This window comes from Nitrosopumilus sp. b2 (genome assembly GCF_014078535.1).
Taxonomy (GTDB): Archaea; Thermoproteota; Nitrososphaeria; order Nitrososphaerales; family Nitrosopumilaceae; genus Nitrosopumilus; species Nitrosopumilus piranensis.
The window spans coordinates 126441-151829 of the sequence record NZ_MU078704.1 but is presented as its reverse complement, the minus strand read 5'-3'; the positions used below and the strand labels follow the sequence as shown (position 1 = coordinate 151829).

Here is a 25389-nt window from a genome sequence, read left to right as displayed (position 1 = left end):
CCTTTAAATTTAAAAAGAAATGACCTCCTTATGATAACAATGAGAATCTCTACTAAAATGAAAAAAGCACTAAATGATCAGATTGCTCTAGAATCTGCAGCATCTAACAGTTATCTTGCAATGGCTTCTTGGTGTGAAGTTACAGGATACCAAGGCGGTGCAACATTCTTCTATGCTCAATCAGACGAAGAAAAAACACACATGCTAAAAATAATTCATTACTTAAATGATGTTGGGGCAATTGCAACAATACCTGCAGTCAAAGCACCAAAAAGTTCATACAGATCCCTTGAAGAAACAATCAAAACTGCTCTCAAAAATGAACAATCTGTAACAAAAGCAATTCATAAAATTGTTGAACTTGCACATAAAGAAAAAGATCATTGCACATATGCATTTCTAGAATGGTTTGTAAACGAACAAGTTCAAGAAGAAACAAAATTTGAAACAATCTTGCAAAAGTTTGATCTTCTTGGTAGAGACAAACTCGGAATTAATGAAGTTGATAAATTCTTAGCTTCTGATTCTGGTGATCCAGCTTCTTCTACCGCCTAATTTTTTTCTAAAATAATTAATACTTCATATTTTACAATTCATCCATGACAGTCACTGTTACACGAAAACCTGGTGGAATAACACAACTATTCAATACTGATACTGGACGTGTGACTTACAAATGTAAAGCAGATTCTGCATACATGCTAATTGAGGCATTTGGTGGGATTGTAAAATTTAATCAAAAAGATGCAATAGCTACTGTTACTGGCCATGTAACTTCTTTGGAATCATGTGATGTGTTAAAAAATGGTCACCCCGAATACAAAGATGCATTGACTAGAATAATTGCAGCACACAAAGAATTTGCAAACAATATTTCCGAATCATACCAAAAAGAAATCACAGAACTTGAAAACAAGTTATCTGGTATCTAAGGTTTGTACTTTTGACATTTGCATTCTCTGACTAGACATTTACCATTTCCGTCCATGTGGATTGAGTTATCATGATAGCATCCGATTCCATCATTACTACATTTCATTTTCCCATCTTAGAAATTATTTTTTTTGGGTTCATCATGTTCCTTGCCGATATGTGCTGCAAGGTCAATAACACTACTGCCAAAGTCTTTTCCACAAAACTTACAATAGAAGGTGTATTCATTTGACAAGATTAACCCTTAAACATAATATTATTAAAAAATTTCTTGATTTTTGATTAATTTAACCGTAAATTATACAATGCTCGCATTCACAATCATCTTGTTTTTTTGCTTTTTTCAAACAGTTTTTGTGTTGGCCTGCTTGACATTGTACACAAACCTCATCGATATTGTCTACCTTGGTATATTTTTTTGATTGGTCAAATCCAAAACCGCCATCTTGTGGGCCTACCATGTTTTTAGATGTGTGATGTAGTATTTCTAGTTCACTGATTTATTACAGTCTTTATTATGTTGTATAATTGATTTTTGTATGATTCTATGATTCCTCGTATCTCAAATGAATCCACGTATCCTCCTGCTGATGCCCTAGTTGCTTTTAGCAAATAACGCAATGCCCCTTCTTCTATTTTTCCAACATAATATCCATATAGAAAATCTAATTCATTTTCACACTTCCAAATCTTTTTGATATTTGGAAATGTTTGTTTGATTTCAGAGTCTACATCTAAAATTCTATTTTTAATGTATAAGTCAAGTGATTTTCTTATTGATGAGTCTTGAAGCAATTGTAACTTGTTTAGTATACTTGTTTTTTAGTCCTTTTTTTCATCATCTGCATTGTCTGGGTTATCCCACATGTGCATAGTTCCTCTAATCATAAATGAGCCTACAATAATTGCTACTAATCCTCCAACTATGAAAATAAAAAATCTCCCTACATCCTTTATGCTGGCCAATAATGCTTGATTGTAGTCATTCTAATTATAATTGTCTGAATGACTAATTAGATTCAATAATGAGTTTGAATGATTCCTATCATATGTCTAGAATAAAACAAATTGCTATTTGGATTGGAATTATTGGGGGCGGAATAGGGTTCTTCTTCTTTTCTATAGAAGCTGCTGAATTCATGCGATAACTCAAAAATTAATTACACTGTAAGAATTCCTAAAAATATTGTCTGAAATCACTCCTCAAATCAAAAAATTTTTAGATCTTCAAAAGTTAGGTTATATCGCAACTGTTTCTGCTGATGGCACTCCAAATATTTCGCCTAAAGGAACTATAATTGGATGGTCTAAAACTCAATTAGCATTTGCAGACATTCGTTCTCCTGACACAATGACTAATTTGAAAACAAATCCTAATGTGGAAATTAACGTCATTGATCCCTTGTTGCGAAAGGGGTTTTTGTTCAAGGGTGTAGCCAAAATCCTAAGTAATTCCAATCCTTATGATGATATTTTAAAACACTATCGTGATAGTGGAATCAAAAGTTCAATTGGTTCTATTGTATTAGTTGATGTAACTGATATCTCAGAGGTAATTTCTCCATTGTATGATTTGGGAATCAGTGAAGAGGAAATCAAGTTGAAATGGAAAAAGCATTTTGAAAGTCTATAATTTCTGATTTTCGGATTTGAGTTTTTTTAATTCTTTTTTAGTTTCTTCGTGCTCCTCTCTCTCTTTTTCTAACAGTGACTGTATTGCTTCTAATTCTTTTTGTGTCATGTTGAGTTTTGATTTCAGTGATCCTACAACGGCACTAGCAGCCTCAATTACGCCTGCAGAACTTTTGTTATTTCCTTGAATGAACTCTTTCTCCTTGGGTGTGAGAATACTGGTGTCTTGAAATTGATCTTTTTTGTCCAATTCCTCTTTTGCATTATACAATCGTGAATTTGCTTCATCAAGTTCTTTTTCTGCATCTATCTGTTGTTTTCTAATCTGAGCAAGTGCTAATTGTTCTGATGTAATTTTTTCTTTAATTTCATCATATTCTTTAGTCATTTCTTCTAACTCTTGTTTCATCTTTGACAAGTCATCTTCTGTTTTAGTAAACTCTGTAATTGATTTTGAATCTTTGATTTGTTCAGAATTTTTTGTTTTTTCTTTAGTTTCTTTATACTCACGAATAGCTATGTCAAGCTCCATTCTTTTTTGATTTAGCTCTTTTTTGACGGACATCAAACTACTTACTGCTGTTTCATATTCTCCTTTTACTGATTCAATTTTTTGCTGAATACTCTTTAATTCATCTTGTTTTGCTCTAAATTCATTTTGGAGATTTTCTACTTCTGTTTCTAGTTCTTCTTTTAGTACATATTCATCACTGTTTTCTGATACTGTTTCTTCCTTTTTACCAAACAACCCCATATCATTTTTCACCGTCTTTCTCTAAAAGATGAATCTTTCTTTATTGTTGTTTTGCTCTGCCTCTCAAAAATTTAAGGTAAAATCCTAATCCTCCAATTATTAGTCCTACAATCCATGTTGCTATGCTCATACTTTTTGGAACAATTGCTTCTTGTGGACCAATAATTAGTAATAATGCCCCCAAAATAATTAGGGCAAATCCCCCACTGTTTTTTGATCTGTTATGCTCAGAATGGACCAATTTTACGTGTACTCTAAAAGTTTCTCTGCTACTTGTTTTCTTCCAATATCTGAGATAAATGGACCAATTTTTGGTCCTCTGGAGGTTCCAAGAATTATCTGATATAATATTTTAAAGAAATCTTTTGGTTGTACATCATTTGATTTTGCAATTTGGTAAATTGTATTTTGAATGTCTTCTGGTTCATCCTCTGCTCCAAGAGTTTCTGCTAAAATTTTTAATGCTTTTTTTGCAGTGCCATCTAGTTCAATTTGAATTTTTTCTTGTTCATCAAACTCATCAGAGTAATTTCCTGCAAGTTCAATGAGTTTTTCAATTTCTGGTTCTGGGTTTTTTATTACCCTATAGTCAATTAACTTTTTCATCACCCTTTCATTTCTATTTTCTTTGAAAATTTTTGCTAATTCAATTAATAGTCTATAGTTAACATGTGTACTTGGCTGTTTTGGGGGATTTAATAGATTAACATATTCGTAGAGTCCTTTTGACTTTACAAGTTTTGCTTGATTATCTATCTTAATTCTTCCAAAATTGATGTCTTCTAATTCATTGTATTCATTCATCAGAGATGGTATGTCTTCTAATCCCAACTCTCTAGCCCCTGTGATTCTTTTGTAAAGTAACAATAGAATTGATTTTGAACTGCCAAACTTTAACCATCTTTGTGCAGTCAACACATTTCCTAATGATTTTGAAATCTTTTTTCCGCCTTTGTCTAAGAACATTTCATATTTTACGTGATGTGGGTGTGGGAAATCTAAAATCTCACCTGCTACCCAATCATTTACTTTAACAGAATCCATGATGTCTTTTCCATACGCCTCAAATCTAATATCAAATGCTGACCATCTTGCTGCAAATTCTACCTTCCAGGCAAGTTTTCCAAGATCTTTTGCAATGTCTGCTTCTCCTTCATGCCCACATCCTTTGATCATTTTTGAGCCTATTTCAGCATCATGACAATGATACTTGACTTTCTTTTCATCTGCGATATACTCTGTTGCTTCTGCTGTGTAGAGTCGATTACAGCTTGCACATACTGGAAAATATGGCAGGTACTTTTGATATTTCTCTTGTCCTACTAACTCTGAAATTTTTTCTCCGATCTTTGTGCTGTTTTGTAAAATGGTGTGGATGTTGTTTTTTAGTAATCCTTGTTTGTATGTGTCAATTGCTCTTCTAAATTTGTATTTAATTCCAACTTTGTCTAGTCCATCTAAAAGAATACTGCTCATGTGCATGCCGTATGAATCATGGCATCCATATGGATCTGGAATGAGTGATACTGGTTTTGCTAGATGTTCTTCCAAACCAAACTCTTGCATTCCTTCTGGGATTTTTCGCAATCCGTCAAGATCATCTGAATATGCAATTAATTCTGATTTGTAACCTAAATTCTCTAAAGCTAGCTTTACTCCATAAGCTCTTACTGCATCGCCCAAACTTCCAATATGCGGAATTCCTGATGCTCCTAGACCACTTTCTACTTTAAGAAGTTCTAAATTTCTTCCAAGTGATTTTTCCCTTTCAAGTAATTCGGAAGCTAATTTGTCAATCCAAGTACCCTTTCCGATAATTTCTTGTTCTGACATATCTTATCCCTTGTTTAATATTTTGGACATGTATGGCCCATATAACGAATACCCTAACTTTTGATAGTACTCTCTGGTACCAACTGCACTAATTACCAATAACTTTTTTGCGTCCAACTCTTCTTTTGAAATTCTTTCTGCCTCTTTCATCAAATTTTTCCCTAGACCTGAGTGTTGTATCTCACTTTCTTCCTTTTGTCCAATCTTTACTGACTTTCCATAAACATGAAGTTCTCTGACGATGCAAGAATTTGTCCCTACTTCATCTCTGTGTGCATCATTACTTGGCTTTCTCAATCTCAAAAACCCATAGATTGATTCGTTATTGTCTTCATATGACAAAAATACTTCTTTGCCTCCTGATGAATCATAATTAATTCTGTTTAATTTGATGTCTTTTGGCTCTGATTTTTTGCTTAGTCCTGCCTCCCTACATCTAATACACTTGCACTTTGTGCCTTGTTTTGCTAGGTTTTGATGTACAATCTGCCTTAGATTGCCTGATTTAGGACCTGCAATGATCTCATTTGGAGAAATCTCTCTTTGAACACGCATAATTCTTACCCATTTTGGAATATCTTTCTTGACCTCTGTCAATACATTGATCATGTCTTCATCAGAATACGGTGTGTACTTTCCATCTTTGTATTCTTTGTACATTGGAGTGTTTTCAATAACCAATGATGGGTAAATTTTTAGCATATCTGGACGTAATTGTGAATCTGAAAATAATTTCTTAAAATCTGTAATGTCTTCTTTTGGTGTCATTGATGGTAAACCTGGCATCATATGTGCAACAATTTTGTATCCTGCATCCTTTGAAATTTGAAATGATTCTATCACGTCATTATAATTGTGTCCTCTGTTAACAATATCGTAAACTCTTTCTTGTAATGATTGAACACCAATTTCTATTCTTGTTATTCCATAATCTAACATCCAATCAACATGTTCCTTCTTACAATAGTCTGGCTTTGTCTCAATTGTAAATCCTACATTTCTAATTGATGCATGCTCATTGCTGGATTTTGCTTCTTGCAAATTTTTTGAGTCTGTACCATTTAGTGCATCATAACATGATTTGATAAAATTTTCTTGATAATCTTTTGGCATAAATAGAAATGTTCCTCCAACAATTACAATTTCCATTTTCGATGGATCATGTCCAAATGCAATCAACTTGTCAATCTTTGTTGTTATTTGTAATTTTGGATCATACTCATTTTCAATTGCATTTAATGTGGATGGTTCCTTTCCTGTATAGCTATTTGGCGAATTAAATTCAATACCTCCTGGACAATATGTACATCTTCCATGTGGACATGCAAATGGCTTTGGCATTAGTGCTACTACGGCAACCCCTGATGCTGTTTTTGCAGGTTTTTTTAGTAATACTTTTTTAAGTTTGTCAAATTCTGATTCACTTGCCATGGAAAGTATTTCATGATTTCTTGGAATTCTTTCTAACGAATATTTGGCACAAATTTTCTTAATTTCTTCTTTAACCTGCTTTTTGTTAGGTTCATTAATTGTTAGCAAATTTTGAGTAATTTCACTACATGCCTTTGAAAATATTGAATCTAACTTACTCATAGGTACTCACACTAAATTGGACATAAATTCGTTAAATAATTTGGCTAATTTTGAGCCTACCGTCGCCTAGTTTTTCTTTTTGATTTCACAGTCTTTTTAGCTGGTTTTCTCTTCACAGTCTTTTTAGCTGGTTTTCTCTTCACAGTCTTTTTAGCTGGTTTTCTCTTCGCAGATATTTCAGTTCTCATTGTTTTTATCTCGTTTAATTCATTTTGAATTCGTTTTATTTCTGCAATCATGTTTTCTCTGAATGATTGACTGCTTGGATCATCTAGCATTGCTGCTTTTCAAAAATTTTTGCTGAATTTAAGACTTTGTTAGAAATTATTCGTGTTTTTGTTCTATGTTTTGCTCTGATCCGCTGTTTCCACTTTTCTGTTCTTTTCTGTACTCTATCTTCAACCAGATTGGTGTGATGATTGTAGTTACTGCTACCATAATTACGATTGTAGAGTATACTTCTGATGTTAAGACTCCTGCTGTCACTCCTACTCCTGCAACAATCAATCCTACTTCTCCTCTTGAAATCATCCCAATTCCAACCCTCATTCCTTGAGCCTTGTTTTTCAAGAAAAACATTGCTGGAAGTCCACAACCCAACAGTTTTGTAACAATTGCAACTGCAATGATTACTCCACTAATCATCAAAATATTCAAATCGACTGCACGAAGATCTACTTGAGCTCCAATTATTGCAAAGAATAATGGCGCAAAAATTAATCCAATCTTTCCAATATAATTTTCCACCTTTTCAAATACCTTGGTAGTTGATAATGCCATACCTACTGCAAATGCTCCTACAATCGGTGATAGTCCGATAGAGCCTGCAAGCGCAGCTGCACCAAAGAACGACGCTGTTGCAATTCCCTCAACACTACCTTTTGCTTTCCACAGTCTTGGTGTAATGATTTTAGGGATTACAACTACTGCTACTATGAGCATAATTGCAAAGAATCCTAATACTTGTAAGATTGTGATAGTTACTTCCATGAGGTCAATATTGTCTACTCCCCCATCGCTTCCTGCAATTGATGTGACAACTGATAATACTGCAATTGCTAAAATATCATCTACAACTGCTGCACCGATGATTAGTCTAGCTTCTGGAGCTTTTAGCTTTCCAAACTCACTGAGTACTTGAATAGAGATTGCGATACTTGTAGCAGTTAGCGCTGTGGCAATTAGCATTGATTGTAATGCATCAAATCCAAACATTTGGAATACTACTAGACCTGCGAAAAACGGTACTACTACCCCTAAAGTTCCTACTGTAAATGACGCCTTACCCCCTTTGAGAAATTCTTTTGGTGTCATCTCAAGCCCTGCCATAAACAAAATTACAATTGCGCCCATCTCTCCAAGTATTTTGATTTCATCACTAATCTGAAGCAGTTGTTTTCCATCAAGAACAAAAAATGATCCTAATGCAAACGGACCTACAATCATTCCTGCTAACAATTCTCCTAATACAATTGGAAGTTTTAATCTCAAGAAGAGCTCTGCCATTAATTTAGCTGCAAACAGAAGTATACCTACTCCGATAATTGTTTCAATGAAGTGTGCCTCTGCAGCCATTTTTATCTAATAATTCTGGAAAAATCTGTAATATAAGGCGATACCAAGTTGAAAATTATTTTGCTGTAGTAAAATTAAGCAATTTTTTTAGAGTTCACAAAAACTCCTTTTTTGGAAACAATTTGTCCAATCTCTTGACTTGAGATCTTGTGTTTTTTGAATATTGACTTTATTCTTGTTGATTGATCTTTTGGTGCAATCACGCAGAATCCTACTCCCATGTTAAACGTCTTGTACATTTCCTCTGGTTTTACCCCTTGTTCTTCTACTAGTTTCATAATTGGTGGGGTTTTTGGTAGATTGTCTATCTCAAAACCTATCTTTTTGAGGCGTAATAACTTGGTAAATGCTCCCCCTGTAATGTGGGCAAGACCATTAATTTTGCATTTTTGTACCATTTCTAAAACTGGTTTTGTGTAAATTTCTGTTGGCTTTAGCAACGCATCTCCTATAGTTCCAACCCCTTTTACTTTGTCTTTAATTGAATATTTTTTTAGTAATGCTTTTCTTGCAAGTGAATACCCGTTTGAATGAATCCCAGTACTGCTTGCGCCAATAATTACGTCTCCTGCTTTTATTTTGTTTCCAAGAACCATTTGTTTTTTTTCTACTAGTCCTACAACCATTCCTGCCAAATCAAATGCAAATCCTTTTCCTTCGATTACATCTGGCATTATTGCAGTTTCTCCTCCTACTATTGGCATGGCAGATTTTTTTGCCCCTACAACTAATCCTTCTACAATTTTTTTAAAAATTATCACATCATTTTTGTTTGCAGCAATATAGTCTACAAATGATATTGGTGTTGCACCAATACAGATTATATCATTAACATTCATTGCAACACAGTCTATTCCTATTGTGTTGTATTTTTTCATCATGTTTGCAATTACAACTTTGGTTCCAACTCCGTCTGTATGTGTAGCTAAAAGTTCTCCTCCTGGAATCTCTACAATCCCAGCATAATGTCCAAACCCGTGTGTTATCTTTGCTTTTTTCTGTAATTTGTGAGTTGATGAAATCAATTTTCCAATTGCTTGTTGACTCTGTTTAATTTTAGAAATGTCTACTCCTGCTTTCTTGTAGGTTAGAACCATAGTTTGTTGCCCTTTTGATATGAATAAAAGAATTTGCCTATTATTTCGATCACATATACATTCCAGATGTTTCTTCTCTGTGTTCTACGTATTTTTGTGATAATTCACTAAACTCTGAATGAATCCTATCTTTTTCTTCTTGTAGGTCTTTTGTATCAATATTCATGTCATAGAATCTGTTTAGTGCCTCAATTAATGTGGCTGCAGCCTCTGAGTCTGGAGCGATTTTATTTGCTTTGGCCAAAAGCGTGATTCCTTGAATCTCTCTTACTAGACATTCATTTAGAATTCCTCCTGGAATACCTGTGATGAATCCTTGCGGAATCATACTGATGTCTTTATCTGCCATTGTTCTTACCAAATCCTCTTCGGCAGCACAATATGCTTTATCATCATGTTCTACACCTGCAACTCCATCTAAAATTACAATCTCCTTTGATCCTTTTTCAGCTGCCCAATCTAAAATTGATGATACTAATGAATACAATCCTTCCATACGTAGTGTTATTTCACAAATTATGGCACAGACCGTTCCTTCTTTGTTTGAATAGAACCTAAACGGATGGCGTAGCCTCCCTCGCATAAATACTGTTGAAGGTGGAAGATATTTTGATCTCATTACTCCAATTTCTTCCATCTTTAATTTTTCAATAATATGATTAATTGCAACAGGTCCAACAAGTCCTGCTCCTACAAACCCTGCAAAGATTACGGGACTTTTTAATTCAATTTTCTTTGTCTCAAAGACTTCAGCCTCAGGAAATTCTTTAGTCACTGTTTACGTCGATTTGTTCTATCTAATTACTTTTGTTACTTTGTTTTTGATATGTTTTTTGTTAAATCATATTCTAGGTAAACTAAGTCATTCATTATGTTTAAATCCCTGAATTAAATCTGAGATTTGCCGTTACAAGGTTTGTAGGTAAAACCTAGTTGATAATATCATACGGAAAGAAAAACCTTCATTTCAAAAAATTAAATGAAAACTAACCTTGCTCTTGTGTGTATGAGGAACTAAGATTGCCTCATACACTATTGTGTGTTAATGCATTGGAATTTTTATATAATCTGAACTGTATGGTATCCTTGCACCATCTTATTAGGTAAATTCCTAAATCTATCATTTCAATCATGCTGCAATCATCTTCTTTGATTGACTTAATGCACTTACAGTGTATAGTATCTTGTCTCCTTCGGGAATAGGATCCGCACACTGTCCGCATTCTGGTAGGATAACATTGGCATCGTATTCAATTTCACCAATTGGTTTTCCACAGTCTTTACAGTAAACTGATTTTGTATCGTAGATATTCATTTTTTATCAATTGATAATTGTCAAGAATATTATTAAGCAGATTTAGAAATGACTTTGTTCTGAATATTATCAACTGGTTTACTCTGATCTGGTTTTAGATAATTTCAAACTAATTGATTAACTTGATTTACAATAATTACTCATGAAACATGCGTGGAAATACCGTGATCTCAAATTAGAAGGAAATTCTGATAGTGCTGGAGGCACACTATCTTACAAAAAGTCGTATAGGGGGTCAACTGCTTATGCTGAAAAGAAAAGTCTGTATCATATGGTAAGTAATCTTTGCGAGGATTGTACCAGGATGAAATGTACCTCTGGATGTATTTGCGATTGTCATCCAAAACATTGGTGGTAGTTTATGAAAGTAGAAATTGTTCAATCTGAAAGCGTATCGGAATTAGATGAGATGATCAACGAGTGCATTCAATCTCGTAAAGTTGAAGATATTAAGCTATCTACAACTATGTTAGACAATGGTAAAGTTCAGTATGTTGCATTAATTATGTTAGCAACATAATTATCATAATTGGATTGGCATTGCTATGATAAAATCAATATCATCTAGTTTAATTATTCCTTTTAATATTAATTAGTGAAATAAATGTCGTCGCCTAACTCTAATCGATTTGTAATAGATCAACAAGTTGAAGATATTGAGATGCCTGAAAATCTCAAATTAAACACATTTTTGCAAGAGTTTAGTGTAGACTGTTCTCACCCTGAATGTAATTTTGGAAACTATGGATTTGCATTTGGTCAAGCTCCTTTTCCTGTTCCAAAACCTGTAGTTGATGCACTAGTAAAAAATGCGGATAAAGGAACTTATGCTCCTGTCTCTGGAATTACAGAATTAAAAAATGCAATTTCCAAATACAACAAACATTATTTTCACATTAACGTTGATCCTAAGCGAATTATTGTCGGGCCTGGAACTAAAGAACTAATTTTTAATTTATTGGAACTTTTACATGGAACCGTAATTCTTCCTACTCCTGCTTGGTTGGGATATCTGCCACAAATCAGATTTCTTAGAAAAAATTATCACATGTTACCTGTAAATAAAGACGGAAAAATATCTCCAAACAAACTGAAACATCTTGCACTAAGATTGCATGATAGGCAAAAAATTTTGATCTTAAACAATCCAAATAATCCTACAGGATTATTTTACTCACAACTAGAGTTAGAAGAAATAGCTGATGTGTGTCGACAACAAAAAATTACTGTAATTTCTGATGAGATTTATGCCATGACTACTTATGATTTTAGTCAATTTGTAAGCATGTTGCAAATTTATCCAGAAGGCACATTTGTTACGAACGGATTATCCAAATCCCACGCTGCAGGCGGATATAGGATTGGCTATGTATTGTTTCCTCAACATGTGGTTAATTTCAGAGAGCAATTCAAAAAAATCCTTGCCACTGAATATACTGCAACTTCTACTCCTATCCAACATGCTGCCATTGCAGGATTTGAAAATAGCGTTGAGATGGATGACTATTTCAAAGTCACTCGTGAACTGCATAAAATCATGGGTGAGTATACGTACAATCGATTAAATGAAATTGAAGGCGTAGTCACTACAAAACCTGAGGCAACTTTCTATTTGCTTGCAAATTTTAATTATTATGCTGATGATTTTGCTGCAAACAACATCAAGACCTCACAAGAATTTTCTATTGCGTTGTTGGATCACCCTTATCATACTGCATTAGTTGGTGGGGACAGTCTTGTTTTAGAAAGAACTGATTTTAGTGCTAGAATTGCTTTTGTAGATTATGATGGAAACAATGCAATGAAAAATTGGATTGCCAAAAAACCATCTACGGCATCTGCCAGACTTGAATTTGTTCATCAAAATGCACCAAGAATTGTAAAGGGACTTGATATGATTGAGCGTTTTCTAAAAGATGTAAAAACAAAATCAATTGTAAAATTTACACATAAAGAAAAAAACTCTAATGCAATTTAACCTGTCATACGAGATGTTTACAAAATTAGATATTTTCATCTAATTGTCGAAACATATCTTTGGTATGATGCAGAGAATTTACATGTCAATTATTTTTCTGCATAAAGAGACCTAGCATTGTATGTCCCTTGTCAGTTATTGTATAGATCATGTTTGATCCAACTGCCTCTTTTTTGATAAAGTTGTAATCTACACATAAGTGAAGATAGTTCAGAAATGACTTTTTCATTCTGATCTTTGATTTTGAATACAGTTCCGAAAATGTCATTGGGTTTCCTCTTAACTGATACAATAATTTCAATAGAGATAACGTGCTGTAATCTCTAGTTCTTGCTTTTACTGCTCCAAGAATTTCTTCATCTCTTTTGATTATGAAATCTTCGAATTGTTCTGCCACTTCTAGTGGTACATATGTTAGTCTTGCTCTCATCATACTGTACAGTATGGTACATTACCTTATTAGTCTTTAACTTGAGCTTTGTTGAACTTTCTAGCTGATTTTTTACACTCTTTCGTGCCTATATTTTCTAATTTTAGATCTAAAGTCTAAATTCGATCTGAATTTATTGCTGATAACTGCCTATTCTCATAAATAGCCCCTTTTTTTGAAAATTACTTGTGAAGAAGATAGAAGCTGTAATCAAAAGAAAAAATTTTCCTACGATTAAAACTCATTTGAATATGGTTGGCACTTACATTATTGATAAACGAAATCTCGAAGACAGTAACATCTATGATGAATCAAAAGGCTCACGTGTTGGTTCAACTGGCCTAAAATCTATACCACTTGCAAAAATTGAAACTGTTGTTCCAGATAAAGATGCACGAAAAATTGTTGAGATGATTTCAAAAAATTCTGGTTTGTCTGCAACACATGGAGGAAAAATCTTTGTCTCTGAAATGGAAGAAGTTGTTGACATGGAAACTATTGATGGTAAACAAGATCTTGAAATTACTTTTGAAGAAAATGTGGCATCAAGACCTTTGCCAAAACGAAGTAGGTTTGTCCCATTACAGAAATTTACTTTACATAAACTCCAAGTAATCTATGAGGAAAATAAAGAAACACTTCGAACTGATTATAGAATAAAATCATTTAGTGATTTTGTAAATTATTGTATAATGAAATCCTTACCTGCACTAGAAAAACAACTCAAAAATCCTACAATTGTTTATGAAAACAATTTTGGAGATTTTTAATTTTTAGAAAATATAATCTGAAAATAACCACAATCCAACTAAAGTTAGACCAACTGCGGCCATTATTAATTTTGCAATAGTAATTTTAGAGACTTTCATATGAACAACAAAAGTATTGGTGGTATAACAATTATTCCTACTATGGCTGCAACTTTTGGATAATCTTTTGGTTTAATTGGTTGCATTTTTTCCCTTTGGAATAATTTACTTTTACGAAAATTCATACCACATCACATTATTGTTGATTCGCCTTCTTCACCTGTTGCAATGTCTATTGCACGCAATACTTGTGAAACAAAAATCTTTCCCACTCTGCCATTTTCTTTGATGATGTTTACCACTTCGTCCTCTTTTGACTCTGGTATGATCGCCTCGATAAAATACTTGTCATTAAATTGTGGAACAAAAATCTCACTTCCTTTTGATGCGTGAATTTCAGGACCTGGTCTCTTTCCCCTGCCTCTAACTTTGGTTACAGTAAGGCCACCTATTCCAACTACTTTTAGTGCTTCACTTATTGCCATGACGTCATTTTCGCCAAGAATGGCTTGTATTTTGAGCATTTGATAACTATAGTTTCAACTTGATAAATATAATTTCTGATTTTGTAGACCAAATGATTATCATTTGACAATCAAATTTAGATATTGTTATTAATTAAAAACGAGTCTTTTTTTTAATGGTACTTGACTCTGGTGATACCGCGTGGATGCTCGTAGCTGGAAGTCTTGTATTGCTTATGATCCCTGCATTGGGTCTTTTTGAATCTGGTTTACTAAGAAAGAAAAATGCCGCTTCAATTTTCATGCAAATATTTTTCGGTTTGGCACTTTTGAGTGTAATGTGGTTTGTCTTTGGTTTTAGTTTATCATTTGGTCCATCTGATACTGGTCTTGTAGGAAACATGGATTGGGTATTCCTAAAGGGTATACCCTCAGACGCTCCACTTGATTATGCACCAACAATTCCGGGAGTGCTGTTTGTAAAATTCCAATTGATGTTTGCATGTATTACTCCATTACTTCTTACAGGAACAATTGCTGAAAGAATGAAGTTCAGCTCATTTATCATATTTATTGCAGCATGGTCTATGCTCATCTACTATCCACTTGTACACTGGGTATGGGGTGGCGGTTGGTTATCTCAACTAGGAGTTGTAGACTTTGCCGGAGGTATTGTGATTCACACAAGTGTTGGTATGGCAGCCTTAGCTGCTGCACTAGTTCTTGGAAAGAGAAGGAATTACGGTCCTGCTATTATGATTCCTCATAGTATTCCACTTGCAGTCTTAGGTTCTTCTTTGTTGTGGCTTGGTTGGTTTGGATTTAATGCAGGAAGTGCACTTGCAGCATCTGGCGGTGTTGCAGGAAATACTGTTATTGTAACACATATGGCTTCTTCAGTTTCAGCCCTGATTTGGGGTGGACTTTCATGGGTAAGAACAGGAAAACCTTCTGTTGTTGCTACAATTAATGGTGCAATTGCTGGTCTTGCTGGAATTACACCTGCATCTGGATTTGTTAGTGCTGAACATGCCTTTGTAATTGGAATTGCAATCGGTGTTATCTCTTACTCTGGTGTAGTGTTATTCAAAGAGAAGTTACGCATTGATGATGCACTTGATGTCAGCTCAGTTCACGGTGTTGCAGGCATTGTAGGTTCTCTTGCAATTGGTATCTTTGCAAGTACTATGATTAACCCTGGTGGCGTGGATGGATTGCTATTTGGAAATCCTGATCAACTATGGATTCAAGCAGTAGGCGTTGGTGTTGCAGCAGCAATAGGATTTGGAGGAACTTGGATACTGATGCAAATAATTAAGCATTTGATTGGAATTAGAGTTTCACCTGAAGTTGAAGATGTCGGTCTTGATATCAGCGAACATGCTGAATCTGCGTATTCAGATGAAGAGGAATTCATGCTGGATATGGATACGTACACTGATGAATTACAAGAAAAAGATGAAATCTTTAGAAAGAAAAAGAAGTAGATTTGGTGTATTCTTTGGCAATTAATTATGATGTTTTATCCAAAGAAATTCTTGATTTAGATCCTCAGGTACGATTTGCTGGTGTGGCAAATAATAAAGGCGAATTGATTGCAGGGGGGCAAAAAGATGAAGTTGAAAAATTGCTGGTTGGTGATGAGGTGAAAATGTCTATTCACTATGCTTTACAAAAACGGGATTTGTATACAAATCTGGCTTATAAGATAGGTCATGAAAAATCCTCTATTACAGAATATGAAAAAGTAACAATGATTACCATTCCAATAAATTCAAATGAGTTATTTCTAATAAGCACTGAACCTAGAGCAGACTATTTGAAAATTATTGATACAGCAAGTACTAAACTTGATTCCCTAAAAGAATCCGAATAATCGTTTAGGTCATAATTTGAGCCTAAACTTTGAATTTAGAATAGCTTGAATTGCTTGAATTGTAAAATTATAGTAAATGTCTCACTTTAAACCATCATAAACTGAAAGTTTCTTGTGGAAATCGTAATCAGTGCAGTTCTTACTCTTGTAGGATTGGTAATGCTGTGCTTTGGTGGTAATTGGCTAGTTAGTGGTGGCGTTGCTATTGCTAGAAAATTCCGCATCAGCAATCTTGTTATTGGAATGACTATTGTAGCGTATGGTACTTCCACGCCAGAACTTGCAGCAAGTGTAGCAGCTGCAGGTGAGCACAGCGCAATCATTTTGGGAAATGTTGTTGGAAGTAATATTGCAAATGTTGGAATGGTAATTGGAGTTGCAGCAATCCTTGCTCCAATTGTAATTCAAAAATCATTACTTCGAAAAGAAATTCCAATCATGTTGGGAGTTTCTATCTTACTTGTTTTAATTTCAATTGATGGTGAACTATCTAATTATGATGGAATACTTTTGCTTGTTGGGTTGGGTGTGTTTGGATATTATACTCTAAAGGATGCAATGAAACAGCGTCAAAAAAACAAAGATGAACTTCCTCAAGGAAAAGAAAATGTCTTTCTAAAATCAATTGGTCTGATTGGACTTGGTATTGGTCTTTTGTATATTGGTGCGATTCTAACAGTTGATAATGCAGTAATTCTTGCTAAAGAATTTGGGTTATCTGAAAAAATTATTGGTTTAACTATAATTGCAATTGGAACATCTCTTCCAGAATTGATCACATCAGTTATTGCAATTAAAAAGGGACATGGGGATATTGGTGTTGGTAACATCATAGGAAGCAACATCTACAACATCTTAATGATAATGGGAGTCGGTGCTGCACTTGGCGGTGTAATAATTTCAGCTGATGTTTACATTGACTATGCAATTATGATATTGTTTAGTCTAGCACTACTAATTGGTCTTAAAACAGGCGTGATTAATAGAGTCGTGGGCGTAGGTTTGGCAATAGGATATGTGGCATATCTTTTGTTGACTTTTTTCAAATAATGTTCTAATTTGTTTCAAATTGAATTTACTTTGATATTTTCAGCCTTGATTGAAGGAGTGATGGATGGCAATGATGCCCATTGGATAACATTTTGTTGATTGTTTCCAATTTCTGAAATATTTTTTAACATTATTGGAAGATTGTGAACAATTCTTACAGATTTTCCCGGACCCTTAATTTCACCATTTTCTATAATTCTAATGCCGCTTCTTGCAGTACATGAAAAATCACCCTTTATGGGATTTACTGCATATGTATACCATAATCTTCCAATTAACAATCCGTATTTTGTATCTTTGATCATGTCTTCTTGCGAGGATTTTCCTGAATCAATTTTTAGGTTATGTGGTGCTGAAATTGGAATAGGTTCTGAACTTCTGCCCATCAATGAGCTTAACCTTGCAGCATTTCCTGTGGATTCTTTATCTTCTTTGTAGCTATCAAAAAGATTAGAAAAAGTATTTTTAAAAACACCTTTTTCAACTAAACTGTTTTTTCTTGTAGTCATTCCTTCGTCATCAACTGATTTTGTTCCTATCCCTTCTGGTATATGTGGATCATCTGTTAAATTAAAATCCTCAACTGCTATTTTATCTTCAAAATTATTTGAAAAGCAACTCTTCTTTTCTGAAAATGTTTTAAAATTGAAATTTGATCCAACAACAAACGCTAATAATTCTCCCACAGAATACGGCTCAAAAATTATTGAATAAACATCTGAGTTAATTTTTTTTGGATTTATTGATTCAATACACATTTTTTTTGCATCTTGACCAATCTGCTCTGCTGAAAAATTTGATAGGGTTCTGCAATTTGCGTGTCCTATTCCTGATACTGGTAAAATCCCTTGCTCTGATTCTGCATTAATGATTCCTGAAATGTATGTTGATTTGTCATTGAAATGGAGTCCGTTTGAATTCTCTATCTCAAAAAGCTCTGAAACAATGTTTAATGAGCCTGTAATCGTATTAATTTTATTAGAATTTGCTGAATTTATCATAGATTGTGCGATATCCATTGAATTTGAGCCTGAAATATTTTCTAATTTATCATCGTACGTTCCTTTGAGATTTGTATTTTGTGCAGTTTCAGGCAGTCCTTTCCAAAATTCTCTTGATTTTAGATTTGAAATGGTTGAAAATGCTAAATCCACGGAATTTTCTATTTCTTCTTTTTTTGTAGTTTGGATTGTTGCAATTTTTTTCTCATGAATTAATCTTATTCCAAAACTTTCATCATAATTTTGTTTGATTTCTGCAATCTCTGAATCTGTTATTCTTACTGTGGTGATGTTTTTTTTCACAAAAATAATTTCACATTCATCGATTCGTTTTTTCTTTGAATGTTGTAATGCCTTTTCTAAGGCAGACAATTATTTTCTCCTTGGATTTTGATAATTGAATTTATTTATTTTAATCAATTCTACATATGAGCCAAATTGTGATGTGTTTGTAATTTTATCTAGTCCCTCTTCTGGTTCTTCATTATCTTCAAATTTTTTCAGTATTTTATATTTTGTATTTCTTTCAGCAGGAGTTCTTTTAATCTCTCTTACCATCCTTCTAATTTCTTTTGGTTTTAATAATTGACCATGTTCTGAACCTGCAGATGTTGAAATACTTTCATTGATCAACGTTCCCCCAAAGTCATTAGCTCCCCACATCAGTAAAAGCTGAGACATTTTTTGTCCTTCTTTGACCCAAGACATCTGTATGTTGTTTATACAATTGTTGAGCATAATTCTTGCAATGGCATGAGTTAGTAAGACATCATTTCCGCTACCGCCTTGTCTAATTCCTTCATGCAATTGGTGTTTGTACATTGGTGCCTCTGTATGAACAAAATTTAGTGGAACAAATTCTGTAAATCCATTGGTTTCCTTTTGAATCTCTCTGAGTTTTTCAATATGTTTTACTCTGTCTTCAAGTGATTCCAAATGTCCAAACATCATAGTTGATGTGGTATTGATTCCCATTTTGTGGGCAGTCTTGATGACTTTTTCCCAATCCTTTACACTTATTCTACCTGGTGAAATTTTATCTCTTAGTTCTTGATCGAGAATTTCAGCTGATGTTCCTGGGAGTGTGTCTACTCCTGCTTCTTTCATTCTTTTGAGAAATTCTTCAATGTTAACTCCAGAACGTGTTGCTCCATACAGTATCTCTTCAGGTGAAAAACCATGAATATGAATATCTGGGACCTCTTTCTTTATTTCTCTACAAATATTCTCATACACATCTCCCTCCATATCTGGTGGAAGGCCTGCCTGCACACAAACTTCAGTTGCTCCTAATTGATATGCTTCTTTTGTTCTACGTACAATTTCTTCTGTTGGAAGAAAATATCCTTCTTCCTCTCTAAAATCTCTACTAAATGCACAAAATCCACATTGCTTGATACAGACGTTTGTAAAATTGATATTTCTATTTACCACATACGAAACAATGTCTCCAACTCTTCTCTTCCTCAATTCATCTGCAACCAATCCTACTAAATGAAAATCAATTCCAGATGCATCGTATAATGCTAGCCCTTCTTTTGTTGATACTTCTTTTTCTGAAAGTGCCTTGTTTAGAATTTCTGAAATAATTGGATCAGAATTTTTAAAAAGTGAGTCTATGTTTGCTGTCATCTCCAATACTCCTCTTTTACTAGACCTTCCTCATCTTGAATTTTTTCCATTTTATCTTGTAACTCTTTACTAATAAAAGAAGAGAATTCAGGATATATTGGAAATCTACATTTCAAATTAAATCCTGCATTCTTTGAATTTTCTTCTACCTTGTTTATTTCTGGCCAAGAAAATTCAGGATTTACAAAATCAGGTGTTAGAGGAGAAATTCCTCCCCAATCATTTATTCCAACTGACAAAAAACTTTGATATGATCTTGGAGAGAGATTTGGTGGAATCTGTATATTCATTTTTGGCATGATGATTCGAGATAGCGCCACTACAATCTTGAAATATTTCTCATCAGCTGATGGCTCGTCTTTCATTCTAGTGTCTTGTTTTGGTTGGAAATTTTGTAAAATTATTTCTTGAATGTTTCCGTATTTTTGATGTAATTGTTTTATTGCCAGTAATGAATCGATAATTTCCTCTATGGTTTCTCCAATCCCTACAAGAATTCCTGTGGTCATTGGAATTCGTAATTTTCCGGAGTTTTCTAAAATCTCTAATCTTGCCTTTGGTCTTTTACTTGCTGCCAAGAAATGAGGCATTCCTTTTTCAGTTAATCTTTCACTAACATTTTCAAGCATTAATCCCATCGAAATATTTGTTTTCTTTAACTCTCTCATCTCTTCAAAATTTAGATTGCCTGCGTTGGTATGTGGGAACAACCCTTTTTCTAATGCTATTTCTGATGCATGAATTAGATACTCTGACGTTGATGTGACCTCATTTTCTTTTAACCAATCTCTTGCTTCCTGATATCTCTGTTCGGGTTGTTCACCTGTTACAAATAATGCTTCAACACATCTGTATTTTTTTGCCAGTTCAAGTAATTCTGTAATTTGTTGCTTTGACATTAGTGATAATTTTTCTTCCTCTGGCTCTGCTTTGTATGTGCAATATGAGCAACTATCTTTGCATAGATTAACAATATTGAAAAATGCCTTTTTTGAAAATGTAACTGCATTTCCTTTGTATTTTTTTCTTAAAATTTGTGCTGCTGAAAAAAGCTCATTTGGATCTTTTATTGCATGTTGATAAATTTCTAATATATTTTGACGCGAAATTCCCCTATTGTCTAAAACATTGTTTAAACTCTCAGAATTCAGTACAAGTTTGTTCAACAGAAGAATTCTTGATGGGAAGTATTTATGCTTGTGTGGTTGCTGATTAATTTCTGAGTACTATTCAGCATTAAAAACAATTCCTAGTGCCAAAGTTGATTTGTTTGTCATGTCCCTTAAATTTGATTTTGACGTGAAGCCTGTATGAGTCAAACATTAACAATCTCTGAACACTTTCGTGTTTTCTTAAATAATGTTATGAATAGCCATCCCACAATTGATCCTGAACTTTTAATTCGTGTATTGTTGTTTGAATTAAATCTAAAAAGATATGTTGGTCCAGACATTCCACACGTAAATATCACTGCCACCTATAAGGAAGGGACAGATTTACATAAAAAACAAGAAGAAGGTCGAGACAAATACCCAATTGAAATTACTACCAACAAATGGGGAGATGGTGTGATATTTTCTGGTTTGATGGGTGTAAGACATATTGAAAAAATTGCAACTGATCCGGATATCGTACGAATTACTGGTAAGGCGTCCCCCAGACACAACTAGAATGGAGAACTGATATGGTGAAATTTTTAGAGAGCATTACAAATCAATTTCCTGAACTTAGAGATACTTCGTTAGTGGATGTCGCTGATAGAAATCGGTTTGATACTCTTATGTCCTACATTAATGCAGAATATTTGAATTTTGACAAAGTGAAGAGAACTGATCTCTATAGGCTTAGTATGATGATTGAGGAGCATGCACAAAGAGCATATGCGCCACTAGTTGCAACATTTGAAACCGAACATCTTTACAAATATGTTGAAAATAGATATTTGGAAATGTTAAAAAATATTCCAAAGGCTTGGATTATTGGTGGATTTGATAACCCGTTCTTTGCACCACAAACTCCACCTGATAAGGCTGAAATTTTAACATGTGCTGGAACCACTCTTCAAGATATGTGGATTGTAATTTCTAAACATAATGATTACTTGTTTGCATTAGTTGCTCAAGATATTGGCGGTGTTGAAAAAGGTGATTGGTTTAAAGGATTTTTTACATCAAAAACTGAAGTTGTCCAAAAAGTCATTGATGAAATGAACCATCTCATGATGACAGACATTGATTTTTTTAATATCCAATTAAAAGAAATATCTACTTGATGTGATTCTCAAATAATTTTAAAATTTTATTAGATTACTCTACTTCAGACTTAATTTTTTTTATTTTTATATTACTTAATTCCCATTTGGTCTTTCTTGAAGAATAATTGAAACATCTGTGGTTCTACCATCTCGTAACACCTCTAAAATCATCTCATCCCCAACTGATTTTGCTCTTTGAAGATGAATCAAAATATCATCAATCTTTCTTACTTCAACATCATCAACTGATAAAATAATATCCCCCCCCATTGGATAGTTGACTCCGTTTACCTCAATAGTTTTCTCTGATCCTATTAATCCTGCTTTGGATGCTGGACTATCTTCTACTACTGTTACTATCAAAAAGCCCACTGCATCTTGAAGATCTAATACTTTGGCTAGATCAGGGTCGATATCTCTGCCTGAAATCCCTATCCATGGATGTTTGTATTCCCCATCTTCAATCAATGTAGGAATTATTTTTGCAACTGTTTGTGATGGAATTGCAAATCCTACACCTGTAAATTCCCCTGTTGCTGATTGAATTGCAGTATTGATTCCAACTACCTCTCCTCTCATATTCAATAATGGGCCTCCAGAGTTTCCTGGGTTGATAGCTGCATCTGTTTGAATAACATCTGGGATTGAATATCCTGAACCTGATGGAAGCAATCTTCCTAATTGGCTAACAATGCCTGATGTCATGGACCCTGATAGTCCAAATGGATTACCAATGGCTGCTATTGGTTCTCCAACTTTGAGATTTGAAGAATCTCCAATTGATAATGGTTGTAGCAATGATAAATCTGCGTTAACTTTGATTATTGCAAGATCTGTGAACGTATCTACTCCAATAATTTCTGCATTATATGATCTTCCATCAAGAAAAGTTACAACAATTTTTTGAGACTCTTTGATCACATGTGCGTTTGTTATTACATGACCATTTTTATCAAAGACAAAACCTGAGCCAACTCCTCCAACTGAATCGCCAGTTTCACCTCTTTGAACATTAACTCTGACGACTCCTGGTTCTGATTTTTCAAATATCTCTATTAATGATAATTTTTTTGTGTATGCTGGGGTGGTTTCTCCAACAGTACTTGGACTATGTCCATTACTAACAATAATGTCTGGCTTTACTGATTCTGGTGGTGAAACAAATAACACTGCAAAAACTACTATTGCAATTGCAGCTCCTATGGCCCCACCTACAAATACGCCTGATTTGTCCATGAGATTTTTTATTTCTTATTTTGTATCTAAAAGGCTTGCTATACGCTAATTGAACTCTGAGTATGATCCTTCATAGAGTAACTTCTTCCTCTCCAAGTAACTGATGACGTTTTTTTGGCTTGAAGTAATCCTGTCAAAAATCCTAAAACTACCACCAAACTGCCTAGTGGGGCAAATAATGCATGAGCAAATCTTAACTCCAATCCTTTTTTGGCTTCGATTATTGCTCCAGTATAAATCAAAAGTGATCCGATTAGTGATGTGATGCAAAGAATTTTTGAAGATAAAGTTTCAACAGGTAATAAAATTGATGCCACCAAAATTGGAAATGGAACAAAGAGCAAAAACATTACTGCAAAGAAAATTCCTATCGCAATTTTTCCACTTTGAAGGTATAAAGGAATCATCAATCTTTTTAGTGCATTCCAAAGTGTGGTTTTGTCTCTTGCCCAAACTGCATCAATAAGATGTTCTCCTCTAACCATCTTCATTTTATAACCTGATTCCTTTACTTTTTTACCAAGTGCACCATCTTCAATTATTTCATGTTTTACACCTTCGTGCATTCCAACTTGTTCATATGTTGTTTTCTTTAAAATGAAAAAACTACCAAAAAAATACCCTGTCTTTTTTGAAGGGTTATTGACATTTAATGCAGAAAATCGCGTATGCAAAAATGTTGAGATCATTGGAAGTGTAATTTTTGTCCAAAAATCAAATGTTCTCATTTTGGGTATAGTTGATAATGCATCTAAATCAAATGAAAGAAGGTGTGCCACTGCAAGTGATACAACGTTTTTTTGATGTGTTGTATCTGCGTCTGTAAACAGTAAAAGTTCTCCAGTTGCCTTTCTGTACCCTTCCATACATGCCCAATTCTTACCCATCCATCCATCTGGTTTTTGTCTTGCCGACACATGAATAATTTTTAGATTTTTCTTGGCATACTCTGAAATTATGTTTGCTGTGGAATCTTCTGATGAGTCATCAATTACAATAATCTCATAGTTCTCATAATCTTGATTGATTAATGAATCTAAACATCTACCAAGAAATTCCTCTTCATTTCTTGCTGGAAGAATTATTGATACTTTTGGTGATGCTTGTGCAGTGTTTTTGAATCTATCTAAATATGGTGTTAATCGAAATGAATCTACCATTGATTTTATTAGATATGTCCAAGCTCCACATATTCCAATTAGAATTGCAGACAATGAATAATTAAAAACATCAAATACTATGTCCATGAACTATCTCTCAATCTCTTCTTTGATACTTTGCATAGCTTGCTCAGTACCGCTTTTGATGTGTTTTTTTATCATTCCAGTAAACATCCCCATCATTCCTGTCAATTTAATGTCCCAGACAGTTTGAAGAATGGTCTTACCTTCTTCTGGAATTAAAGTGACAATTTTTTCACCATTGATTATTCCTTTGGTGAATTTTGCATGAATTCTCTTCTTTGGCTCTATGGTGATCTCTTGTAGACATTTTTGATCACGAAATGCTATTGTAATTTCTCTGTTGATGGTATTTTCATTCTTTGAGATATTTCTTACTTTTTTTGTCCCCTTCCAAAATTTTGGTTCATTATCGATATCTGAAACAATATCCCATACTTTTTCAACAGGAGCAATAATTTGGACTTTGACTTCTATTTTTGCCATGAGGTAAAATTATTCATCCTGCATTAAATATGTAATAATCTGTAACATGAATGTGGGGATAGACTCCCTGAACCCTTATGTGAATATGTTTGTCGTAAGTGCAAAACAAAATTTCTCTTAGATGATGAATGTGTATATCTTCTATGGAATACAAAACGCTATCCTAGAATCATGTGTACTATTTGTTATTCCTGTTCTACTCGTAAATTCTAAGTATTATATTGCAACTTTTGAGCTTCATCAAATATATTAGATTCCGA

The 25389-nt window shown here is 33.9% G+C and carries 33 protein-coding genes; 12 read left to right on the top strand and 21 right to left on the bottom strand.

The window, feature by feature from the left end; all coding sequences use genetic code 11:
• Positions 1-39: 39 nt before the first annotated feature.
• Positions 40-555 (top strand): ferritin, encoded by a 516-nt coding sequence (locus tag C6989_RS07640; RefSeq protein WP_182126832.1) that lies wholly within the window; start codon positions 40-42, stop codon positions 553-555.
• Between the two features lie 44 nt (positions 556-599).
• Positions 600-932: a hypothetical protein gene (locus tag C6989_RS07635; RefSeq protein WP_182126819.1), complete on the top strand. Its 333-nt coding sequence runs from the start codon at positions 600-602 to the stop codon at positions 930-932.
• A 288-nt stretch (positions 933-1220) separates the two neighbouring features.
• Here C6989_RS07635 and C6989_RS07630 read toward each other — a convergent pair whose 3' ends face one another.
• Genes C6989_RS07630 through C6989_RS07620 form a run of 3 tightly spaced genes read right to left on the bottom strand, consistent with a single transcriptional unit; the run spans position 1221 to position 1899 of the window.
• Complete coding sequence (locus C6989_RS07630; protein ID WP_182126818.1) at positions 1221-1394, bottom strand: hypothetical protein; 174 nt, start codon at positions 1392-1394, stop codon at positions 1221-1223.
• 31 nt (positions 1395-1425) lie between these two features.
• Positions 1426-1728 (bottom strand): hypothetical protein, encoded by a 303-nt coding sequence (locus C6989_RS07625; protein WP_182126817.1) that lies wholly within the window; start codon positions 1726-1728, stop codon positions 1426-1428.
• Between the two features lie 27 nt (positions 1729-1755).
• Positions 1756-1899: a hypothetical protein gene (locus C6989_RS07620; RefSeq protein WP_182126816.1), complete on the bottom strand. Its 144-nt coding sequence runs from the start codon at positions 1897-1899 to the stop codon at positions 1756-1758.
• A 220-nt stretch (positions 1900-2119) separates the two neighbouring features.
• On the opposite strand from C6989_RS07620, the gene C6989_RS07615 reads away from it, so the two are divergent.
• On the top strand, positions 2120-2566 hold the full coding sequence (locus C6989_RS07615) for a pyridoxamine 5'-phosphate oxidase family protein (RefSeq protein WP_182126815.1): 447 nt from the start codon (positions 2120-2122) through the stop codon (positions 2564-2566).
• Here C6989_RS07615 and C6989_RS07610 read toward each other — a convergent pair.
• The 9 genes from C6989_RS07610 to C6989_RS07570 form a co-directional block, all read right to left on the bottom strand.
• Positions 2561-3331, bottom strand: coding sequence for a coiled-coil domain-containing protein (locus C6989_RS07610; RefSeq protein WP_255464667.1), 771 nt, complete (start codon positions 3329-3331; stop codon positions 2561-2563). The genes C6989_RS07615 and C6989_RS07610 overlap by 6 nt on opposite strands.
• Before the next feature lie 28 nt (positions 3332-3359).
• On the bottom strand, positions 3360-3560 hold the full coding sequence (locus C6989_RS07605) for a hypothetical protein (protein WP_182126814.1): 201 nt from the start codon (positions 3558-3560) through the stop codon (positions 3360-3362).
• Between the two features lie 2 nt (positions 3561-3562).
• Positions 3563-5152, bottom strand: a complete 1590-nt coding sequence (gene lysS / locus C6989_RS07600) for a lysine--tRNA ligase (RefSeq protein ID WP_182126813.1) — start codon at positions 5150-5152, stop codon at positions 3563-3565.
• A gap of 3 nt (positions 5153-5155) precedes the next feature.
• Entirely contained in the window at positions 5156-6745 is a 1590-nt protein-coding gene (locus C6989_RS07595; RefSeq protein WP_182126812.1) for an elongator complex protein 3, read from the bottom strand.
• A gap of 56 nt (positions 6746-6801) precedes the next feature.
• Positions 6802-7023, bottom strand: a complete 222-nt coding sequence (locus C6989_RS07590) for a hypothetical protein (protein WP_182126811.1) — start codon at positions 7021-7023, stop codon at positions 6802-6804.
• A 46-nt stretch (positions 7024-7069) separates the two neighbouring features.
• Positions 7070-8320 (bottom strand): cation:proton antiporter, encoded by a 1251-nt coding sequence (locus tag C6989_RS07585; protein ID WP_148703660.1) that lies wholly within the window; start codon positions 8318-8320, stop codon positions 7070-7072.
• Positions 8321-8394: 74 nt separating this feature from the next.
• Positions 8395-9417 carry a phosphoribosylformylglycinamidine cyclo-ligase gene (gene purM / locus C6989_RS07580; RefSeq protein ID WP_148703659.1) on the bottom strand — a complete coding sequence of 341 codons (1023 nt, stop codon included), beginning with the start codon at positions 9415-9417 and terminating at the stop codon, positions 8395-8397.
• Between the two features lie 49 nt (positions 9418-9466).
• Positions 9467-10192 (bottom strand): proteasome assembly chaperone family protein, encoded by a 726-nt coding sequence (locus C6989_RS07575; RefSeq protein ID WP_148703658.1) that lies wholly within the window; start codon positions 10190-10192, stop codon positions 9467-9469.
• Positions 10193-10546: 354 nt separating this feature from the next.
• A complete protein-coding gene (locus C6989_RS07570) occupies positions 10547-10732 on the bottom strand; it encodes a hypothetical protein (protein WP_148703657.1) in 186 nt (61 codons plus the stop codon).
• 142 nt (positions 10733-10874) lie between these two features.
• On the opposite strand from C6989_RS07570, the gene C6989_RS07565 reads away from it, so the two are divergent.
• The 3 genes from C6989_RS07565 (at position 10875) to C6989_RS07555 (ending at position 12710) form a co-directional block, all read left to right on the top strand.
• Positions 10875-11090 (top strand): hypothetical protein, encoded by a 216-nt coding sequence (locus C6989_RS07565; RefSeq protein WP_148703656.1) that lies wholly within the window; start codon positions 10875-10877, stop codon positions 11088-11090.
• Positions 11091-11093: 3 nt separating this feature from the next.
• Positions 11094-11252: a hypothetical protein gene (locus tag C6989_RS07560; protein WP_160272900.1), complete on the top strand. Its 159-nt coding sequence runs from the start codon at positions 11094-11096 to the stop codon at positions 11250-11252.
• Between the two features lie 84 nt (positions 11253-11336).
• Positions 11337-12710 (top strand): pyridoxal phosphate-dependent aminotransferase, encoded by a 1374-nt coding sequence (locus C6989_RS07555; RefSeq protein WP_148703655.1) that lies wholly within the window; start codon positions 11337-11339, stop codon positions 12708-12710.
• An 85-nt stretch (positions 12711-12795) separates the two neighbouring features.
• Here C6989_RS07555 and C6989_RS07550 read toward each other — a convergent pair whose 3' ends face one another.
• Positions 12796-13143 carry a helix-turn-helix domain-containing protein gene (locus tag C6989_RS07550; RefSeq protein ID WP_148703654.1) on the bottom strand — a complete coding sequence of 116 codons (348 nt, stop codon included), beginning with the start codon at positions 13141-13143 and terminating at the stop codon, positions 12796-12798.
• 185 nt (positions 13144-13328) lie between these two features.
• Between C6989_RS07550 and C6989_RS07545 the strand changes: the two genes are divergently transcribed.
• Positions 13329-13910: a P-II family nitrogen regulator gene (locus C6989_RS07545; protein ID WP_148703653.1), complete on the top strand. Its 582-nt coding sequence runs from the start codon at positions 13329-13331 to the stop codon at positions 13908-13910.
• A gap of 95 nt (positions 13911-14005) precedes the next feature.
• On the opposite strand, the gene C6989_RS10255 is transcribed toward C6989_RS07545, so the two are convergent.
• The gene (locus C6989_RS10255) at positions 14006-14134 is read right to left on the bottom strand and encodes a hypothetical protein (protein WP_255464666.1); all 129 of its coding nucleotides are present in this window, start codon (positions 14132-14134) and stop codon (positions 14006-14008) included.
• Between the two features lie 6 nt (positions 14135-14140).
• The gene (locus C6989_RS07540) at positions 14141-14473 is read right to left on the bottom strand and encodes a P-II family nitrogen regulator (RefSeq protein ID WP_148703652.1); all 333 of its coding nucleotides are present in this window, start codon (positions 14471-14473) and stop codon (positions 14141-14143) included.
• A 116-nt stretch (positions 14474-14589) separates the two neighbouring features.
• Between C6989_RS07540 and C6989_RS07535 the strand changes: the two genes are divergently transcribed.
• The 3 genes from C6989_RS07535 to C6989_RS07525 all read left to right on the top strand — a co-directional run bounded on the left by C6989_RS07535 (position 14590) and on the right by C6989_RS07525 (position 17339).
• Entirely contained in the window at positions 14590-15900 is a 1311-nt protein-coding gene (locus tag C6989_RS07535; protein ID WP_148703651.1) for an ammonium transporter, read from the top strand.
• 14 nt (positions 15901-15914) lie between these two features.
• Entirely contained in the window at positions 15915-16289 is a 375-nt protein-coding gene (locus C6989_RS07530) for a DUF6659 family protein (RefSeq protein WP_148703650.1), read from the top strand.
• Positions 16290-16403: 114 nt separating this feature from the next.
• Positions 16404-17339 carry a calcium/sodium antiporter gene (locus tag C6989_RS07525; protein WP_182126810.1) on the top strand — a complete coding sequence of 312 codons (936 nt, stop codon included), beginning with the start codon at positions 16404-16406 and terminating at the stop codon, positions 17337-17339.
• A 14-nt stretch (positions 17340-17353) separates the two neighbouring features.
• Here the strand turns inward: C6989_RS07525 and C6989_RS07520 are convergent, their stop codons facing one another.
• The 3 genes from C6989_RS07520 to cofG are packed head-to-tail and all read right to left on the bottom strand — an operon-like array spanning position 17354 to position 21138.
• Positions 17354-18712, bottom strand: a complete 1359-nt coding sequence (locus tag C6989_RS07520; protein ID WP_182126809.1) for a TldD/PmbA family protein — start codon at positions 18710-18712, stop codon at positions 17354-17356.
• Positions 18713-19972 carry a 5-amino-6-(D-ribitylamino)uracil--L-tyrosine 4-hydroxyphenyl transferase CofH gene (gene cofH / locus C6989_RS07515; RefSeq protein WP_148703647.1) on the bottom strand — a complete coding sequence of 420 codons (1260 nt, stop codon included), beginning with the start codon at positions 19970-19972 and terminating at the stop codon, positions 18713-18715.
• Positions 19969-21138: a 7,8-didemethyl-8-hydroxy-5-deazariboflavin synthase subunit CofG gene (gene cofG / locus C6989_RS07510; RefSeq protein WP_148703646.1), complete on the bottom strand. Its 1170-nt coding sequence runs from the start codon at positions 21136-21138 to the stop codon at positions 19969-19971. The genes cofH and cofG overlap by 4 nt, the downstream gene beginning before the upstream one ends.
• A gap of 144 nt (positions 21139-21282) precedes the next feature.
• Between cofG and C6989_RS07505 the strand changes: the two genes are divergently transcribed.
• On the top strand, positions 21283-21642 hold the full coding sequence (locus C6989_RS07505) for a KpsF/GutQ family sugar-phosphate isomerase (protein ID WP_148703645.1): 360 nt from the start codon (positions 21283-21285) through the stop codon (positions 21640-21642).
• A 14-nt stretch (positions 21643-21656) separates the two neighbouring features.
• A complete protein-coding gene (locus C6989_RS07500) occupies positions 21657-22244 on the top strand; it encodes a hypothetical protein (RefSeq protein WP_182126808.1) in 588 nt (195 codons plus the stop codon).
• Positions 22245-22319: 75 nt separating this feature from the next.
• Here the strand turns inward: C6989_RS07500 and C6989_RS07495 are convergent, their stop codons facing one another.
• From C6989_RS07495 to C6989_RS07485, 3 genes are read right to left on the bottom strand one after another with little or no spacing between them, the layout of a single operon-like run.
• The gene (locus C6989_RS07495) at positions 22320-23462 is read right to left on the bottom strand and encodes a S1C family serine protease (protein WP_148703643.1); all 1143 of its coding nucleotides are present in this window, start codon (positions 23460-23462) and stop codon (positions 22320-22322) included.
• Between the two features lie 38 nt (positions 23463-23500).
• A complete protein-coding gene (locus tag C6989_RS07490; protein WP_182126807.1) occupies positions 23501-24709 on the bottom strand; it encodes a glycosyltransferase family 2 protein in 1209 nt (402 codons plus the stop codon).
• Between the two features lie 3 nt (positions 24710-24712).
• Positions 24713-25129: a type II toxin-antitoxin system RatA family toxin gene (locus tag C6989_RS07485; RefSeq protein WP_148703641.1), complete on the bottom strand. Its 417-nt coding sequence runs from the start codon at positions 25127-25129 to the stop codon at positions 24713-24715.
• Between the last annotated feature and the right edge of the window lie 260 nt (positions 25130-25389).